17 protein-coding genes are annotated in these 17,087 nt (G+C 68.6%); 11 read left to right on the top strand and 6 right to left on the bottom strand.

Features of this window, described 5'->3' with window-relative positions:
* Nucleotides 1–35 precede the first annotated feature (35 nt).
* Nucleotides 36–203: a NepR family anti-sigma factor gene (locus ACO227_RS11420; protein ID WP_343519877.1), complete on the bottom strand. Its 168-nt coding sequence runs from the start codon at nucleotides 201–203 to the stop codon at nucleotides 36–38.
* Between the two features lie 236 nt (nucleotides 204–439).
* On the opposite strand from ACO227_RS11420, the gene ACO227_RS11425 reads away from it, so the two are divergent.
* The 3 genes from ACO227_RS11425 to ACO227_RS11435 all read left to right on the top strand — a co-directional run bounded on the left by ACO227_RS11425 (nucleotide 440) and on the right by ACO227_RS11435 (nucleotide 2,347).
* Nucleotides 440–1,240, top strand: a complete 801-nt coding sequence (locus ACO227_RS11425; RefSeq protein ID WP_423601968.1) for a response regulator — start codon at nucleotides 440–442, stop codon at nucleotides 1,238–1,240.
* Nucleotides 1,241–1,494: 254 nt separating this feature from the next.
* Nucleotides 1,495–1,632, top strand: coding sequence for a hypothetical protein (locus ACO227_RS11430; protein ID WP_423601969.1), 138 nt, complete (start codon nucleotides 1,495–1,497; stop codon nucleotides 1,630–1,632).
* An 82-nt stretch (nucleotides 1,633–1,714) separates the two neighbouring features.
* Complete coding sequence (locus tag ACO227_RS11435) at nucleotides 1,715–2,347, top strand: sigma-70 family RNA polymerase sigma factor (RefSeq protein ID WP_423601970.1); 633 nt, start codon at nucleotides 1,715–1,717, stop codon at nucleotides 2,345–2,347.
* Nucleotides 2,348–2,384: 37 nt separating this feature from the next.
* On the opposite strand, the gene ACO227_RS11440 is transcribed toward ACO227_RS11435, so the two are convergent.
* Nucleotides 2,385–2,588 (bottom strand): hypothetical protein, encoded by a 204-nt coding sequence (locus tag ACO227_RS11440; RefSeq protein ID WP_423601971.1) that lies wholly within the window; start codon nucleotides 2,586–2,588, stop codon nucleotides 2,385–2,387.
* Nucleotides 2,589–2,652: 64 nt separating this feature from the next.
* Between ACO227_RS11440 and ACO227_RS11445 the strand changes: the two genes are divergently transcribed.
* From ACO227_RS11445 to ACO227_RS11475, 7 genes are all read left to right on the top strand, one after another.
* Nucleotides 2,653–5,352: a bifunctional [glutamine synthetase] adenylyltransferase/[glutamine synthetase]-adenylyl-L-tyrosine phosphorylase gene (locus tag ACO227_RS11445; protein WP_423601972.1), complete on the top strand. Its 2,700-nt coding sequence runs from the start codon at nucleotides 2,653–2,655 to the stop codon at nucleotides 5,350–5,352.
* The gene (locus ACO227_RS11450; protein WP_423601973.1) at nucleotides 5,349–5,822 is read left to right on the top strand and encodes a peroxiredoxin; all 474 of its coding nucleotides are present in this window, start codon (nucleotides 5,349–5,351) and stop codon (nucleotides 5,820–5,822) included. The genes ACO227_RS11445 and ACO227_RS11450 overlap by 4 nt, the downstream gene beginning before the upstream one ends.
* The gene (locus ACO227_RS11455; RefSeq protein WP_423601974.1) at nucleotides 5,822–6,616 is read left to right on the top strand and encodes a ferritin-like domain-containing protein; all 795 of its coding nucleotides are present in this window, start codon (nucleotides 5,822–5,824) and stop codon (nucleotides 6,614–6,616) included. The genes ACO227_RS11450 and ACO227_RS11455 overlap by 1 nt, the downstream gene beginning before the upstream one ends.
* Nucleotides 6,617–6,729: 113 nt before the next feature.
* Nucleotides 6,730–7,929 (top strand): M23 family metallopeptidase, encoded by a 1,200-nt coding sequence (locus ACO227_RS11460; protein ID WP_423601975.1) that lies wholly within the window; start codon nucleotides 6,730–6,732, stop codon nucleotides 7,927–7,929.
* Nucleotides 7,930–8,176: 247 nt separating this feature from the next.
* Nucleotides 8,177–8,518: an iron-sulfur cluster insertion protein ErpA gene (gene erpA, locus ACO227_RS11465; protein ID WP_423601976.1), complete on the top strand. Its 342-nt coding sequence runs from the start codon at nucleotides 8,177–8,179 to the stop codon at nucleotides 8,516–8,518.
* 5 nt (nucleotides 8,519–8,523) lie between these two features.
* Nucleotides 8,524–9,297, top strand: coding sequence for an exodeoxyribonuclease III (gene xth, locus ACO227_RS11470; RefSeq protein ID WP_423601977.1), 774 nt, complete (start codon nucleotides 8,524–8,526; stop codon nucleotides 9,295–9,297).
* 182 nt (nucleotides 9,298–9,479) lie between these two features.
* Nucleotides 9,480–9,719 carry a hypothetical protein gene (locus ACO227_RS11475; protein WP_423601978.1) on the top strand — a complete coding sequence of 80 codons (240 nt, stop codon included), beginning with the start codon at nucleotides 9,480–9,482 and terminating at the stop codon, nucleotides 9,717–9,719.
* A 121-nt stretch (nucleotides 9,720–9,840) separates the two neighbouring features.
* Here ACO227_RS11475 and ACO227_RS11480 read toward each other — a convergent pair whose 3' ends face one another.
* Complete coding sequence (locus ACO227_RS11480; RefSeq protein WP_423601979.1) at nucleotides 9,841–10,998, bottom strand: N-acetyltransferase; 1,158 nt, start codon at nucleotides 10,996–10,998, stop codon at nucleotides 9,841–9,843.
* A gap of 240 nt (nucleotides 10,999–11,238) precedes the next feature.
* Between ACO227_RS11480 and ACO227_RS11485 the strand changes: the two genes are divergently transcribed.
* Complete coding sequence (locus ACO227_RS11485) at nucleotides 11,239–12,345, top strand: fatty acid desaturase family protein (protein WP_423601980.1); 1,107 nt, start codon at nucleotides 11,239–11,241, stop codon at nucleotides 12,343–12,345.
* 185 nt (nucleotides 12,346–12,530) lie between these two features.
* On the opposite strand, the gene lptG is transcribed toward ACO227_RS11485, so the two are convergent.
* From lptG to ACO227_RS11500, 3 genes are all read right to left on the bottom strand, one after another.
* Nucleotides 12,531–13,634: an LPS export ABC transporter permease LptG gene (lptG, locus tag ACO227_RS11490; RefSeq protein WP_423601981.1), complete on the bottom strand. Its 1,104-nt coding sequence runs from the start codon at nucleotides 13,632–13,634 to the stop codon at nucleotides 12,531–12,533.
* Entirely contained in the window at nucleotides 13,631–14,830 is a 1,200-nt protein-coding gene (gene lptF, locus ACO227_RS11495; protein WP_423601982.1) for an LPS export ABC transporter permease LptF, read from the bottom strand. The genes lptG and lptF overlap by 4 nt, the downstream gene beginning before the upstream one ends.
* Before the next feature lie 253 nt (nucleotides 14,831–15,083).
* The gene (locus ACO227_RS11500; RefSeq protein ID WP_423601983.1) at nucleotides 15,084–17,057 is read right to left on the bottom strand and encodes an ATP-binding protein; all 1,974 of its coding nucleotides are present in this window, start codon (nucleotides 17,055–17,057) and stop codon (nucleotides 15,084–15,086) included.
* Nucleotides 17,058–17,087: the final 30 nt, after the last annotated feature.

Here is a 17,087-nt window from a genome sequence, read left to right on the forward strand (position 1 = left end):
CGGCGTTTCAGTTCATCCCCGTCCATCGGGCATGGTTAATCGAGCTTGCTCAGGAGATCGAGTAGATCGTCGGGGACTTTCTCGTCCGCGGCGTCCTGATAGACGCGGCGCAGCGCTTCACCGATGTTACGGTCCTTGCGTGTGGCCATCCCGCCGCCAGTCCGCCCCAGCGGCTCTTTTCTCTTCTCCTCGGCCGAACGCACTTCGTCCCCCTCAAAGCCCTTGGGATGGGCGGATGCACAAAAAAGCCACCGGCCGCAAGATGCCGAGAACATGCAGATACAAGCGTGTTCGACGCGTGAAACCAATTTGCGGCTCGTTGGTTCCACAGCCGATGCGAAATCCGGGGAGGGGTCTTCCTTCGGACCAGCAGCGCTACTTGCATTGCGAATGCGCCCCCCGCACAAGGGCGCCGACGCCGAAGGAGACAGACAAGACCATGTCGCTTGGACAACAGCTCGCCCCCCATCTTCCTTTCCTGCGCCGCTATGGGCGGGCGCTCACCGGAAGCCAGGCGGAGGGCGACCGCTATGTCCGCGCGACGCTGGAAGCCATCGTCGCCGCGCCGGAGGAGTTCCCGCGCGACGTCGATCCGCGGCTCGGCCTCTACCGCACCTTCCAGGCGATCTGGGGCTCGACCCATCTCGAGGAATATCCCGAGGAGGCCGACACCACCAACGACAACGAGGCGATCGCCCGCGCCCGGCTCGCGCGGCTCGCCCCGCGTTCGCGCCAGGCGCTGCTGCTCACCGCGATGGAGGGCTTCACCAGCGAGGACACCGCCTATCTGCTCGAGGAGACGCCGGAATCGGTGGACGGCCTCGTCGCCGAGGCGCTGGCCGAGATCGACAGCCAGACCCGCGCGCGCGTGCTGATCATCGAGGACGAGCCGCTGATCGCGATGGATCTCGAGACGATCGTGCGCGACCAGGGGCACGAGGTGACCGGCGTCGCCGTCACCCGCGACGAGGCGGTGGCGCTGGCGATGGAGGACCGGCCGGGGCTGGTGCTCGCCGACATCCAGCTCGCCGACGACAGCTCGGGCATCGATGCGGTCAAGGACATCCTCGCGCAGTTCAGCGTGCCGGTGATCTTCATCACCGCCTTCCCCGAGCGCCTGCTGACCGGCGAGCGGCCTGAGCCGACCTTCCTGATCACCAAGCCGTTCCAGCGCTCGACGGTGAAGGCGGCGATCAGCCAGGCGCTGTTCTTCGACCAGTCGACGGTTCCAGCGGGTTAGGGTTAGGTAGGGGATTCACATTCCATCGTCACCCCCGCGCAGGCTCGTCATCCCCGCGCAGGCGGGGATCCATTGCCGAAGGTCGTGCGGCTCTTGCCGACAGGTCAGCCAGAATGGATTCCCGCCTGCGCGGGAATGGCGATGGGATCGAGTGCGGAATACAACCGAATCCTGGAAATCAGCGACCTATGTGGGTTTCCATCCCAAGTTCCATTTCTTACGGAGCCAAAACGGTTCTGGCGTGTTGATGCGGCATGGCTGACCCGAACGAACCCATGCACATCGACACGGACCGCGCCCGCGCCGGTGCGACGCCGCACATGACTCGCTACATCCTCGCGGTGTCGCTGGTGCTGATCATCGTCATCTACGCCATTTATCTGCTGCTTTGAGCAAGTTGCGGGTTGGCGCATGCGACCGGCACAACCATCTTATGCGTTGCCGCGCTTCGCGGAACCAACTGAACGGACCCGAATGACCGACACCGATCAGGAAGGCGAGAACGACCCGTCGCCGGCCGAGCATGTCCCGCTCTCCGATCCCGAATTCAAGAAGCAGCTCGCGGCGGTGATCCCGCATCTGCGCGCGTTCGGCCGCTCGCTGTCGGGCAGCCGCGACGTCGCGGACGATCTCGTGCAGGAAACGCTGCTCAAGGCATGGGCGGCGCGCAAGCGCTTTCAGGCGGGCACCAACATGCGCGCCTGGACCTTCATCATCCTGCGCAACCTGTATCTGAGCCAGATGCGCCGCGCGCGCTTCAAGGGCGAGTGGGACGATCTCGTCGCCGATCGGCTGCTCGCGGCGCCGGCGAGCCAGGACCGGCACGTCGACCTTGCCGACATGCAGCGCGCGCTGATGCACCTGCCCCAGCCGCAGCGCGAAGCGCTGATCCTGGTCGGCGCGGGGGGCTTCGCCTACGAGGAGGCGGCCGAGATCTGCGGTGTCGCGGTCGGCACGATCAAGAGCCGCGTGGCGCGCGGCCGTGTCGCGCTTGAGGGGCTGATGACCGACGGCCAGCTGCCCTCGCGCCGCGACACCGAGAGCGACGGCCGCACCGCGCTCGACACGATCATGGACGAGGTCGACCAGCTCAGCCGCGAGCGCTGACGCGAACCGCGTCTCGCGCCACGCCGCGAGCGGCCGCTTATCGGCTCAGCTGCTTCTTGCCGTTCATCTGGTTGAGCAGATACGCCATGTCTTCCGGAAGATCCGGCTCGCGCTCGTACGCGTTGCGCAGCACCGCGCCGATCGCATCGTGCACGCGCGGCAGCTCCACGCGATAGCCATTCGGGTGGCCGTTCGCATGCCGCATATCGCTGGACGGGGTAACGTGACGAACCATGAACACCCAAACGACCGAACCGCGGATTTGTTGCTTGACATCGTTTGGGATGATGTTCTGACCGCATCCGATGATTTCGATGGACGGTGATCCCGGCGCGCTGGATGCGGCGCTTGCGCGCGCGCAACGCTGGTCGCCCTTCCTGGCCAACCTCATCGAACGCGAGCCCGATAGCGTGGCCCGGCTGGCGCGGGGACTCGCCGATCCGCTCGCGGGGGCGCGCATCGATGACCCGGAAATGCCCGTCGCGCGGCGGCTGCGGATCGAGCGGCGGCGGCTCGCGCTGACGGTCGCGATCGGCGATCTTGCCGGGCGGCTCGATTTCCGCGTGGCGACCGGCGCGCTCTCGGATTTCGCCGACTATGCGCTCCATGCCGCGATCGCGGCGGCGGTCGCCGAGCGGATGCCGGGCGCCGCGCCCGACGGCTTCGCCGCGATCGCGCTGGGCAAGCAGGGCAGCCGCGAGCTCAACTATTCCTCGGATATCGACCCGATCCTGATCTTCGACCCGGCGACGCTCCCGCATCGCGAGCGCGACGCGCCCGAGGAAGCCGCGGTGCGCATCGGGCGGCGCGTGGTCGAGCTGCTGCAGGCGCGCGACGGCGACGGCTATGTGCTGCGCATCGACCTGCGGCTGCGCCCCTCGCCCGAGGTGACGCCGATCGTGCTCCCGGCCGAGGCCGCCATCTCCTATTATGAATCGCAGGCGCTGCCCTGGGAGCGGGCCGCGTTCATCCGCGCGCGCGCCGCGGCCGGGGATACGCGTCTCGGGCGCCAGTTCCTCGAGACCATCCGCCCGTTCGTGTGGCGGCGTGCGCTCGACTATGGGACGATCCGCGAGATCCGCGGCATCTCGCGCCGCATCCGCGACCATCATGCGCAGGGGCAGGCATTCGGGCCGGGCTACGACCTCAAGCGCGGGCGCGGCGGCATCCGCGAGGTCGAATTCTTCGCGCAGATCCACCAGCTCATCCATGGCGGCCGCGATCCCGGGCTGCGCGCGCCGGCGACGCTCGACGCGCTGGCGGCGCTCGCCGCGGCGGAACGGATCGATGGCGAAGATGCGGCGGCGCTGGCGCAGGCCTATGTCCTGCTGCGCACGATCGAGCATCGCGTGCAGATGATCGACGACCGCCAGACGCACCAGCTGTCCGAGGGCCAGGCGCTGGACCGCGTGGCGTGCCTGCACGGCCTCGCCAATGGGACGGAGCTGCTCGACCTGTTGCGGCCGCATGTCGAGCGGGTCGGACGCGTCTATGATTCGCTGGAAGGCGAGGGCGAAACCCAGGTCGCCTTCAGCCAGGCCGGCGCCGAGCGCGACCTCGCCCAGGCCGGCTTCGCCGACGCCGACGCCGCGGCGCGGCTGCTCGAGGGCTGGCGCGACGCGCGCTATCCGGCTTTGCGCAGCGCCCCGGCGCGCGCCGCGCTCGAGGCGGTGCTGCCGCGCCTGATCGCCGGGATCGGCGCCGCGCCCGATCCCGACCGCGCGCTGGCGCGGCTCGACACGATTCTCGCGCGGCTGCCGAGCGCGCTCAACCTGTTCAACCTGCTCGAGGCCAGCCCCAAGCTGACCGAGCTGCTCAGCACGATCCTGTGCCACGCGCCGACGCTGGCCGAGGCGCTGGCGCGGCGGGTCGAGCTGATCGACGGGCTGATCGACGCGAGCGCACTGGCGCCGGTCGGCGACGTCGCCACGCTCGCCGACGAGATGCGGCGGCGCGAGGCGGGGGACGATTACCAGCGCCTGCTCGATCATGTCCGCCGGATCGTCGGCGAGAAGCGCTTCGCGCTCGGCTCGCAGATCGTCGCGGGGGCAAGCGACCCGCTCGAAGTCTCGGCGGGCTATTCGCGCGTCGCCGAAGCCGCGCTCGAGGTGCTGGCGCAGGCGGCGATCGACGAATTCTCGGTCCGCCACGGGCGCGTGCCCGGCAGCGAACTGGTGATCCTCGCGCTGGGGCGGTTCGGCGGCGGCGCGCTCACCCACGCGTCGGATCTCGACCTCATCTTCCTGTTCACCGGCGACTATATGGCGGATTCGGACGGGGAGAAGCCGCTCGGCGCGGTGACCTATTACAACCGCCTGGCGCAGCGCGTGATCGCCGCCATGTCGGTCGCGACCGCGGCGGGCGCGCTCTACGAGGTCGATACGCGGCTGCGGCCCTCGGGCGCGCAGGGGCCGTTGGTGGTGTCGCTCGACGGCTTCGCCAGATATCAGCGCGAGGACGCCTGGACCTGGGAGCATATGGCGCTGACGCGGGCGCGGCCCGTGTTCGGATCGGCGCAGGCGCGCGCCGAGGTGCAGGGCGTGATCGATGCGGTGCTCGCCGGCGACCGCCCCGTGCGCGACCTCGCCGCCGACGCGCGCAAGATGCGCGCGGACATGGCCGCGCACAAGCCGCCCGCGGGCCCGCTCGACGCCAAGCTGCTGCCCGGCGGGCTCGTCGATCTCGAGTTCGCGGTGCACAGCCGGCAGCTGCTCCACCGCACCGGCTTCGACCCCGACCTGCGCCGCGCGATCGGCGTGCTGGCGGGCCAGGGGCTGATCTCGCCCGCGCTCGCCGATGCGCATGACTTCCTGACGCGGCTGCTCGTCACCTTGCGCCTCGTCGCGCCCGACGCGCAGCCGCCCGCGCCGGCCACGCGCCCGGTAGTTGCGCACGCGGTCGGCGCGCCGGACTGGGACGGCGTGCTTGCGTCGCTCGGCCGGCACCGGCAGGAGGTGGCCGACGCCTGGGCCGCGGCCGCGGGCAAGCAGGAGGACCCGACATGACGATCGTGCCAGGTGACCCGCTCCCCGCCGTCGAGCTGCTCGATCCGCAGGGCGAGCGCTTTTCGCTGGCCGCCCGCTACGCCGGGACGCCGCTGGTGCTCTATTTCTACCCCAAGGACGACACCGCCGGCTGCACTCGCGAGGCGCAGGAGTTCAGCGCGGCCAAGCCCGAGTTCGACGCCGCCGAGGTGCAGCTGCTCGGCGTGTCGAAGGACAGCGCCGCCAAGCACCGCAAGTTCACCGACAAATACGGCCTCACCGTACCGCTCGCCACCGATGAGGGCGCGGCGCTGGAGGCGTTCGGCACCTGGGTCGAGAAGACGCTCTACGGCCGCCACTATATGGGCATCGACCGCTCGACCTTCCTGTTCGATGCCGGCGGCAGGCTGGTGCGCGAGTGGCGCAAGGTGCGCGTGCCCCGCCATGTCGAGCAGGTGCTCGCCGCGGCCAGGGAACTGGGAGCGGGGTGATGCAGACCGTCGCCGAGGCGGTACGCGGGGTGCTCCTCACCGCCGACCCCGCCGCCAAGGTGATGGCGGCGCGCCGCGCGGCGCGGGACTGGCGGCTCGGCCGGCTCGCGCACCGCTTCGACGTCGCGATGCCCGATCGTCCCGCCTGGCCGGCGCAGCCCGAGCTGCTCCCGCCCGGCCGCATGCCCAAGCGCGGCCGCGGCGGATCCGAGCGCGGCCGGATCGCGCTGATCCACGCGCTCGCGCATATCGAGTTCGTCGCGATCGACCTTGCCTTCGACATGGCCGGGCGGTTCGGCGGCCGCTTCCCGCGCGCCTTCACCGACGACTGGATGAAGGTCGGCGCGGACGAGGCGATGCACTTCGCCTTGCTCGACCGGCGGCTGCGGCAATTGGGCAGCCGTTACGGCGCGCTGCCTGCGCATGCCGGCCTGTGGGAAGCGGCCGAGGGGACAGCCCATGATCCCGCCGCGCGCCTCGCGGTCGTGCCGATGGTGCTGGAGGCGCGCGGGCTCGACGTGACACCGGTCACTATCGAGCGCTTCGAAGCCGCCGGCGACGAAGCTACGGCACGGATTCTGAAGCGGATTTTGAACGACGAGATCACCCATGTCGCGGCCGGCACGCGCTGGTTCGAATCATGCTGCGCGGCCCGCCGAATCACCCCCGAGACCGAGTGGCGCGCGCTGCTCAACTGCTATTTTGGGGGAGCCATTAAGCCGCCATTCAACGACTCGGCGCGTGCGACAGCCGGTCTGACGCGCGAATATTACGCAGCGCTTGCCGAGGCGTGAGCCACCGGTTCTAAGGGCAAGCGTCAGGGCGCGGAGGGGCTGCTTCCTGCACTTTTTGGTTTAAACGAAGGCGTGTGCCGCTGTCGGCGCGTGTCTATGGTCGCCGGGGACTCATGGTCAGCACCGTACTCAACGCGAACCTTGCCACGCGGTTCCGCAATTTTTTCACGACTCGCGATTTCATTTTCCATGACGGCCGCGACCTCAAGCGGTTCAGCGTCGCCGGCCGCACCCAGGCGCTCCTCGCCGGCATCGCCGCGATCACCGTCACCTTCTCCGCCTATGGCGTCTCGCAGGCCGCGTTCGGCGCGGTCATGGCGAGCGGTATCGCCGGCGAGGCGGTCACCCCCGAGGCCAAGCTCGCCAAGATGCGCAACGAGATGGCGCAGATGGAAGCCGATGTCGAAGCGGTGAAGCAGGCCGCGCAGCTCCACGCCGCCCGGGTCGAGCAGCGCCAGAAGATCATCGCCGGCGTGCTAACCGGCAAGGGCTCGCCCGACGATGTCGGCGAGCCGGTTCCCGCCGCCGACCTGACCGGCGACAGCGCGATGGCCCGCGAAGTGCTCGCCCCGCTGCGCAAGGTCGAGGCGCGCCAGGCCAAGCTCGCCGAGCAGGCGCGCAAGACTGCGCAGATCCGCATCCATCTCACCACCAGCCACCTGCGCAGCCTCGGCATCAAGCCCGAGCGCTATGTCGCCGGCGGCATGGGCGGCCCGTTCGAGCCGGTCTCGTCGGAAGCCGCCGCGGCTGCCGCGAGCAGCGCCACCACCGCGGCCGAGACCAGCGCCGACGCACAGTTCCGCTCGCTCTTCCAGACCTGGCAGAAGCTCGACGTGCTCGAGCAGACTGTGATCTCGATCCCGTCGATGCAGCCGGTCGAGAACGTCAAGCTGACCAGCAGCTTCGGCGTCCGCTCCGACCCGTTCCACGGCTCCGCCGCGATGCACGCCGGGGTCGACATCCCCGGTCCGCTCGGCACGCCGATTTATGCCACCGCCGACGGTGTCGTCGGCCGCGCCGGCCGCTTCGGCGGCTATGGCAACCTCATCACCGTCAACCATGGCAAGGGCATCGAGACGCGCTACGGCCACCTCTCGAAGATCCTCGTCGCCTCGAACACCCGCGTGCGCCGCGGCCAGCTGATCGGCCTGATGGGCTCGACCGGCCGCTCGACCGGCAGCCATCTGCACTATGAGGTGCGGATCGACGGCGCCGCCGTGAACCCGATGCCGTTCATGCAGAACGCCAACGTCCTCGACCAGATTCAGCAGCGCGCCACGCGCGTCCAGTTGACCGCCGCCGCCGGCAACTGACTTCCGGGATAATAGGAGAGGGATAAGGGCCGCCCGGCGTGTTCGGGCGGCCCTTTGCATTAGGCACAATCAAATTTTTATCGTCATCCCCGCGCAGGCGGGGATCCATTGTCGCTGCGGGTGCGGTTCTATCCGCTTGGTTAGCCAGAATGGATCCCCGCCTGCGCGGGGATGACGAATGCAGATAGCATCTTTCCGTTGCTGTTCCTTTGTTGCGGGTCACGCCGCGCTTCCCTATCTCCGTGCCATGGTCACCACGCTATCCCAGGAAATAGGCCTGACGCCCGCCGCGGCGGCACGCATTGCGGCGATCGCGGCGAAGCAGGGCAAGCCCGCGATCCTGCGCCTCTCGGTCGAGGGCGGCGGCTGCTCGGGATTCCAGTACAAGTTCGAGCTGGCCGGCGCGGCGGAGGCCGACGATGCGGTCGCCGAGACTGACGGCGTGCAACTGCTGGTCGATCCTGTCAGCCTCGACCTGGTGCGCGGCGCCAGCGTCGACTTCGTCGAATCGCTCGGCGGCGCGGCGTTCCGGGTGACCAATCCCAATGCTGCGTCCGGCTGTGGCTGCGGCACCAGCTTCGCGGTCTGACGCGCTTGCGGATCGTCACCTACAATGTGAACGGCATCAAGGCGCGCCTGCCGCGCCTGCTCGAGTATCTCGCCGAGCAGAAGCCCGATATGGTCTGCCTGCAGGAGCTCAAGTCCGCCGACGAGGGCTTTCCCGAAAAGGATATCCGCGACGCCGGCTATGGCGCGGTGTGGCATGGCCAGAAGGGGTTCAACGGCGTCGCGATCCTCGCCAGGGGCGTCGATCCGGTCGAGCGCAAGCGCGGCCTCGAGGGCGAGCCCGAGGACGAGCATAGCCGCTATATCGAGGCGGAGGTGAACGGCGTCGTCGTCGCCTCGATCTACCTGCCCAACGGCAATCCGGTGCCGGGGCCCAAGTTCGACTACAAGCTCCGCTGGATCGAGCGGCTCTCCGCCCATGCGCGATCGCTGCTCGCCGAGGAGCTGCCCGTGGTGCTCGCCGGCGACTACAACGTCATTCCCAATGACGACGACGTCTTCTCGGTCCGGGCGATGGCCGACGATGCGCTGATGCAGCCCGAATCGCGCCAGGGCTACCGCGCGTTGGTCGCGCAGGGCTGGACCGACGCGCTGCGCACGCGCTTTCCGGCGGGCGGCGTGTGGACCTTCTGGGACTATCAGGCGGGGGCGTGGCAGCGCGACGCGGGCTTCCGCATCGATCACCTGCTGCTCAGCCCGCTGGCCGCCGACCGGCTGACCGGCGCCGGCGTCGACAAGGATTATCGCGGCCGCGACAAGGCCAGCGACCATGCGCCGACCTGGGTTAGCTTGCGCGGCTGATTTCCCGCGAGTTGGCGGGATGCGCCAAGTTTCGGCGTGTAATTTCCATATCGTAACAAGCGTAACGCGCTAACGCGTTGATTTTACTCGTCTCAGGTGTTTGGCATGCATAATGCACTAACACGGGGGCGGGCTGGGCACTTACCCCCATACCCGCACAGGTGCAGAAGAGGAGCTGTATCATGCGTACGATGTTCAAGGGTTTTGCCGCCGCCGTGATCGCCGTCGGCTTCGCCACCGCCGCCAATGCCGAGACCAAGCCGGGCACGCCGGCACCCGAATCGACCGAGCAGGCCAAGCCGGTCAAGGACAAGGTCTATTGCGTGCAGGACGTGCCGACCGGTTCGCGCCTGATCCGCAAGGACTGCCGCACCCGCGCCGAATGGCTGAAGGAAGGTTTCGATCCCCTCGACCCCAAGTGACCGAGGGCGCGGCCCGGGGTTCCCCTATGCCCCGGGCCGCAACCCCCCAAAAGGTTTGAGCAGTCCTATGCCTCCCCCGGGAGGGGAAGGAATCCGAAAGTCGATCGGTCCCGGACCCGTCTCAGAGCTGCTTGGCGTAGATCTGGTAGACGCGGTTGATCCGGCTTTCGATCGCGTCGGCGATCGCCACCATCCCCTGGTTGTCGTCGAGGATCCAGCCGATCTCGCCCCGTGACGCGCCATATTCGCTGACCGCGGCGCGGCGGATATATTCGATCATCATGAAGGCGAGCTGGCTCGCCATGCGCGAGCTCTGCAGCCGCTTCACCACGCCCATCAGCGGCACGCGCATCGTGCGGACCTGGGGCTTGCGCAGCCACCACAGCAGCTTCGCCCAGCCGAACGGGAACAGGTTGCCGTTGAGCGGCGCGATCGCCTCGTTGAGGTCGGGCAGGGTGATCATGAACGCCACCGGCTCGCCGTCGAGCTCGGCGATGCGGATCAGGTCCTCGAACACGATCGGCTTCAGCTTCTTGCCGACATCGTCGATCTCGGGCTGGGTCAGCGGCACGAAGCCCCAATTGTCCGACCAGGCGTCGTTGAGGATGCCGAGGATCGTCGCCGCCTCCTGCTCGAAGCGCGACTTGTCGACCGTGCGGATGCGGATGCGGTCGCTCTTCTCGCCCATCGCGACGATGCGCTGGACGATCGGCGGGAATTCCTGGGTGATGTCGAGCTCATAGGTCACCAGCTGCTTCGCCGGTTCATAGCCCGCGGCCTCGATCCAGCCCCGATATTCGGGCCGGTGGTGCCCCATCATCACCGTCGGGGCATGGTCATGGCCCTTGATCAGCAGGCCTGGCTCCTCCCAGATCGACAGCGAGATCGGGCCGACCGCGCGAGTCATGCCCTTGCTCCGCAGCCAGTCCTCGGCGGCGTTGATCAGCGCGCGCGCGGTGCCCGCGTCCTCCGCCTCGAACAGGCCCCAGAAGCCGGTGCCCGGGCCGAAGCCCTGCTCGGCGGGCATTTCCAGCGCGAGCTTGTCGATATGCGCCGAGATGCGGCCGACGACGCGGCCCTCGCGCTCGGCGAGGAACAGCCGTGCCACGGCATGGCTGAACCAGCCGTTCTTCTTGGGATTGATCGTCCCGGCGACCTCGCTGCGCAGCGGCGGCACCCAGTTGGGATCGCCGCGGTTGAGGCGATAGGCGAGCTCGATGAAGTCGCGGGTATCCGTCTTGGTCGTGACCGGACGGACGGCGAGCGGGGCATTGGCCAAGACTGGACCTTCCTCAAAGATTGCGCGCGATCCAGTCCCGCGTTGCCGCGCGCCTGTCAACGGGGGGCGTCGAACAGATCACGCGCAAGCGAAATACGAAATTCCTCCCCTCGGGGGGAGGAATTTCGGGGTTGATCACCTGGTGTAGTGCTTCTTGCTTCGCGGGAACCGCAAGACGCGAACGTTCCCCACCACACCCCCACCCGTGAAATGCCACGCAATGGCCACTATCTGGTGCGAATGGCCAAGCCCATGAATACGCTTACCCTCGATGCGTCCGGCGCCGCTGCGCCTGTCCAGGGCGCGAAGATCCGTCTCGCCGGGGTCGCCGACGACCGCGCGATGCTGCGCGCCGCGGCCGATCTGACGCGCGACCTGCAGGCGCCCAGGCCGCTCGTCTATTGGGGCGATTTCCTCGGTTCGGCCGCGGTCGGCTATGCCGCGCTCGCCGGCGCGATCCTGCTGCCCACCGGCTGGGCGATCGCCAGCGCGGTGCTGGCGGTGCTCGCGCTCTATCGCGCGAGCCTGTTCATCCACGAGATCACGCACCTCAAGCATTCGCTGCTGCCGGGCTTCCGCGTCGGCTGGAACCTGCTGCTCGGCATCCCGATGATGCTGCCCTCGTTCATGTACGAAGGCATCCACACCATCCACCACAGCCGCACCAAATACGGCACGGTCGAGGATCCCGAATATCTTCCGCTGGCGCTGATGAAGCCGTGGACGCTGCCGGTGTTCCTGCTCGTCTCGGCGCTGATGCCGCTCGGGCTGCTGCTTCGCTTCGGCGTGCTCGGCCCGCTCTCGCTGCTGTCGCCCAAGCTGCGCCGCATCGTCGTCGGCCGCTATTCGGGCCTGCAGATCAACCCGGCCTATGAGCGCCGCGCCCCCGAGGGCGAGTTCGCCAGGCAGTGGCGCTGGCAGGAGATCGGCGCGAGCCTGTGGGCGATCACGCTGATGGCGCTGACCGCGACCGGCGTGATCCCGCTCAAGGCGTTCCTGGTCTTCCTGGGCGTGATCGCCGCGGTCGCGGTGATCAACCAGGTGCGCACGCTGGTCGCGCATCTGTGGGAGAATGAGGGCGAGCCGCTGACGGTCACCGCGCAGTTCCTCGACAGCGTCAACGTGCCGACCGGCTTCCTGCCGTGGCTGTGGGCGCCGGTCGGGCTGCGCTTCCACGCGCTGCACCACCTGCTGCCGAGCCTGCCCTATCATGCGCTGCCCGAGGCGCATCGGCGGCTGTCGGCGGCGCTGGGGCAGGGCTCGACCTATCAAGGCGCCAACTATCCCACGCTGCGCGGGCTGATGAGCCGGCTGGCGGCGAGCACGATGAAACAGCGCGCGAGCTGACGCAGAACCGTCACCCGAGCAAAGCGGGTCGCCGGGCGTTCCAAATGTTCGCCATTCCGCTCGCACGGACGGACACGCGACCCGCGCGGAAAGCCAACTTCGTCTACGACTTGTTCCACCTTTGGAATTCGCGCGGGCCGGATTTCACGTGGAACCTATTTGGTTAAGTCACGGGTTTCCGCCGATTATTCCTCGGTCTTGAGCAGCACCGCCTCGCCGATCATCGCGAACAGCAGGAACGGCGCCCACGCGGCCAGGAACGGCGGATAGGCCCCCAGATTCCCCATCGCCAACGCGAAATTGTCCGCCACGAAATAGAGGAAGCCGAGCCCCATCCCGATCACCGCGCGGACGAACAATTTGCCCGACCGCGCGATGCCGAACGCCGCGACCGCGCCGAGCAGCGGCATCAGCACCGCCGAGAGCGGCCCCGACAGCTTGTGCCACAGCGAGCCCTCGAGCGCCTTGGTCGGCCGGCCTGCGGCCTTGAGGTCGCTCACCGCCTCGCGCAGCGAATCGAACGACATCGATTCGGCGTCGACGTTGGAGAGGGTGAACTGGTCCGGCCGCACGCCTTCGCCGATGATCGTGCTGCCGAGCGGCGTGAGCTGCCCGCTCGCCACGTCGAAGCGCTCGGCGCCGTCGACGCGCCAGCCATTGCCGTCGCGCCGGCCGGTCTTGGCGCGCACCAGCGAGGTCAGCACCGCGCCCTCGCGCTCATAGACGGTGACCCCGGCGAGCTGCGCGGCATCCCCGCGGCCCTTGATCTGCTGGGCATGGATCAGGTGCGTGCCGTCGCGCACCCACACGTTGCTGCGGTCGCCGCGGTCGATCGGGAGCGGGCCGTAATCGACCTTCTTCCATTGCGCGAGCGTCGCGCTGGCGCGGGTGACGACCCGGTCGTTGAAGGTGAACGAGATCAGCGCGACGCCGAGCCCGGCGAGGATCAGCGGCGCCAGCACTTGGTGCGCCGAGAGGCCCGAGGCCTTCATCGCGATCACCTCGCTGTTCTGGTTCAGCGTCGAGAGCGTGATGATCGTGCCGAGCAGCACCGAGAAGGGCAGGAAGGTGGCGATGATCTGCGGCACGCGCAGGCTCACATATTTCCATACCTGCGCATCGCCGTTGCCGGGAAAGGCCAGGATGCGCCCGGATTCGCTCAGCAGGTCGAGCGTCTGCAGGATCAGTACCAGCCCGAACAGGAAGGCGAAGGTGTTGATGAGGAACGACCGCGCCATGTAGAGCGACACGGTGCGCGACGGGAAGAAGTCGGTGATCGCGTGAATCATGCGCTCGCCGCCCTCCGCCGCCGCCCGGGCAGCCGCTTGGCGATCGCCTTCCACGCCTTGGCGAAGACGCGCTCGAGCGCGCCGATCGGCTGGCCGCCGGGCACATAGGCGATCGTATAGTACATCCACAGCACCAGCCCGGCGAAGACCAGGAACGGCGCCCACAGCGCGATCAGCGGGTCGATCCGCCCGAGACTGCCGATCGACTGGGCGTATTCGTTGATCTTGTGGTAGGTCACGATCATCACGATCGACAGGAACACACCGAGCGCCGAGGTCGATCGCTTGGGCGGCACGCCGAGTGCCAGCGCCAGCAGCGGCAGCAGGAACATCGTCGCCACCTCGACCACGCGGAAATGGAAGGCGGAGCGGCTGGTGTCGCGGTCGGTCTCGCTCGCCTTGGGGTCGCCGCCGATGCGCGCGAGCTCGGGCAGGGTGAGCTCCAGGTTGCGCTCGCCGCGCTGGCGGAACTGCTCGAACCTGGGCAGGTCGATCGGCAGGTCGTGCGCGTCGAAGGTGAGCACGCGCGGGACGTTGAACTTGGGGCTCTGGTGGATCAGCGTGCCCTTGGTCAGGCGGAAGATGATCACGTCGGGATCGTCGGTGCGCAGGAACTGGCCCTTCTCCGCGGTCGCCGAGACGATGTCGCCGCCGGGCGCGCGGGCGCTGACGAAGATGCCCGAGAGATCGGTGCCCTCCTTGCGGCTCTCCTCGATGCGCAGGGTCATGCGGTCGCCGAGGTTGGTGAACTCGCCGACCTTGATCGACGCGCCGAGCGCGCCGGTGCGCAGCTCGAAGCGCAGCCCCTCGTAATTGTAGCGCGCATAGGGCTGGATATAGCCGACGATGGCGAGGTTGAGCGCCGCCAGCACCACCGCGTACATATAGGGCACGCGCAGCATCCGCCCGTAGCTCATCCCCACCGCGCGCAGCACGTCGAGCTCGGAGGTCGTGGCGAGGCGGCGGAAGGCGAGCAGGATGCCGAGCATCAGCCCGATCGGGATGCCGAGCCCAAGATATTCGGGCAGCAGGTTGGCGAGCATGCGCCACACCACGCTGACCGGTCCGCCCTCGCTCGCGACGAAATCGAACAGCCGCAGCATGCGGTCGAGCACGAGCAGCATCGCCGAGATGATCAGGGTGGAGATCAGCGGAACCGCGATCAGCCGCGCAATATAGCGATCGAGTGCGGTCATGCGGGAGGGTGCGCCCTGGCGTTCTCAAAAGCGCCGGTGAACCGGCTGTACCGTAACGCTATATCGAACGGAGCGCGCAAATCTAGGGTCTGAACTCAATTAGAACGAGGATCGAGATCGCCCGTGGAGGGCGTCTTTTGGCGCCATGCGTTGTCGCGCGTCGGTCGCGATGGAACTCCATCGCTCCCTCCTTGCTTCCGGTCTGGCGCCAAATTCGGCTCCATCTCGACCTCGTTCTAGTTGAGTTCAGACCCTAGCCCGTCGCGGTTTCGGGATGGGCCGGCTCGCCGCCGCGGGACTGCGCCATCGCGTCGGCGATCGCCGTTTCGAGCGCGGCGAGGGTGAAGGGCTTGCGCAGCACCGGCCGCCCGCCGAAGCGGTCGTGATCGGCGGCGTCGCCGGCATAGCCGGTGACGTAGAGCACCGCGACATGGTCGAGCTGGGGTTCGAGCGCGGCGATCATCTCCGGCCCGGTCTGGCCGGGCATGATCACGTCGCTGATGACGAGGTCGAGCGCGTGGAGGCCGGCGACGATGCGCGGCGCGGCGAGCGGATCCTCGCACGGCACCGGACGATGGCCGATCTCCTCGAGCGCGGCGACCGTCGCGCCGAGCACGCGCGGATCGTCCTCGACCAGCAGGATGTCGAGTGCGCGATGCGGCTCGGGCCGCGGGCCGATCCGCTCGGCCGGGCGCGCCACCACCGCTTGCGGAACATTGTGGCACGGCAAGTAGAGAGTGACCGTCGTGCCCTCGCCCGGCGCCGAGGCGATCCGGATCTCGCCGCCGGACTGGCGCACGAAGCCGAAGATCTGGCTGAGGCCGAGGCCGGTGCCCTTGCCCACCGGCTTGGTGGTGAAGAAGGGTTCGAACACGCGCTCCATCACCTCGGGGGTCATGCCGCCGCCGGTGTCGGACACCGCGATGGTGACGTAATTGCCCGGGCTGCAGTCGCGCGCCGCCTCGCCGTCGAGCGTCGCGTGGCCCGTGGCGATGGTCAGCGTGCCGCGTCCCTCCATCGCGTCGCGGGCGTTGACCGCGAGGTTGAGCAGCGCGTTCTCGAGCTGGTGCCGGTCGGCCCAGACGTGCCAGCCCGAGGCGGTGGTGCGCGTCTGCACCGCGATCCCCTCGCCGAGGGTGCGTTCGAGCAGATTCGACATGCCGGCGATCAGCTCGGTGGGGTCGATCGCCTGCGGAGTGAGCGGCTCGGAACGGGCGAAGGCGAGCAGGCGGCGGGTGAGCGTCGCGGCGCGGTTGGCGCCCTCCGCGGCATTGTCGATGTGCTTCGCGGACTGGCTGGCGCCCTCGGGCAGATGGCGCTTGGCCAATTCGAGGCCGCCGAGCACGATCGCCAGCATGTTGTTGAAGTCGTGCGCGATGCCGCCGGTGAGCTGGCCCACCGCCTCCATCTTCTGCGCCTGGCGGAGCTGCGCCTCGGCGGCCGCGCGCTCGCGCGCTTCCTCCTGCAGGCCGGCGGTGGCGGCGGCGACGGCGGCCTCGAGTTCGACCGCGCGCTCGCGCTGCGCCTCGGCCTCGACCGCGGCGGCGGCGCGCTCGCGGATCGCGCGGATGTTGAGCCAGCCGAGGATCATCGCGCCGATCACGATCAGCATGCCGAACAGGATCAGGTTGCGCGTTTCCTCTTCGGCCTCGGCCGAGGTGAGACGGGCGCGGCGCGAGCGTTCGTTGAGCAGGGTCCGCTCGGCGGCGACAATGCGGCCGAGCAGGCGCTGGATGCGCGGAAGCACCGGCGAGCGGCGCGCCTCGTCGAAATAGGCATAGGCGGCGGCATTGCGGTTGAAGCGGGTATGGAGCGCGATCCGCGAGAGTTCCTCGCCGCGTTCGGCGAATGCGGTGCGCAGCTCGGTGATCAGCTGCTCCTCGGGGCCGTGATCGCGGGCGCGGCGCGCGAGCAGGCTGAGCTGGCCCTGGGCGCGCTGCCACTCGGAGACATAGTCGCGGCCCACGCTCTCCTCGCCGCTGACGACGTAGCGGGCGAGCGTCGCTTCGGCATTGGCCATGGTGCCGGCGAGGCTCTGGGCGAGGATCATCACCTCGTAGCTTTGCGACTGGCGGGCGAGCGCGGCGCCGCGCTCGGCATCGGCCGTGCGCTGGTTGGTGATCAGCGCGGCGAGGACTCCGATGCCGAGTAGGGCGATCAGGACCATCATCACCGCGCGCCAGTCGAGCCGCGCGATACGCTGCGCCAGGCCGATACCCTCGCTCATGGTCGCGATTCTAGGCCCGGCACGGCGGCG

This window comes from Sphingomonas sp. MS122 (assembly GCF_049532975.1).
Classification (GTDB): domain Bacteria; phylum Pseudomonadota; class Alphaproteobacteria; order Sphingomonadales; family Sphingomonadaceae; genus Sphingomonas.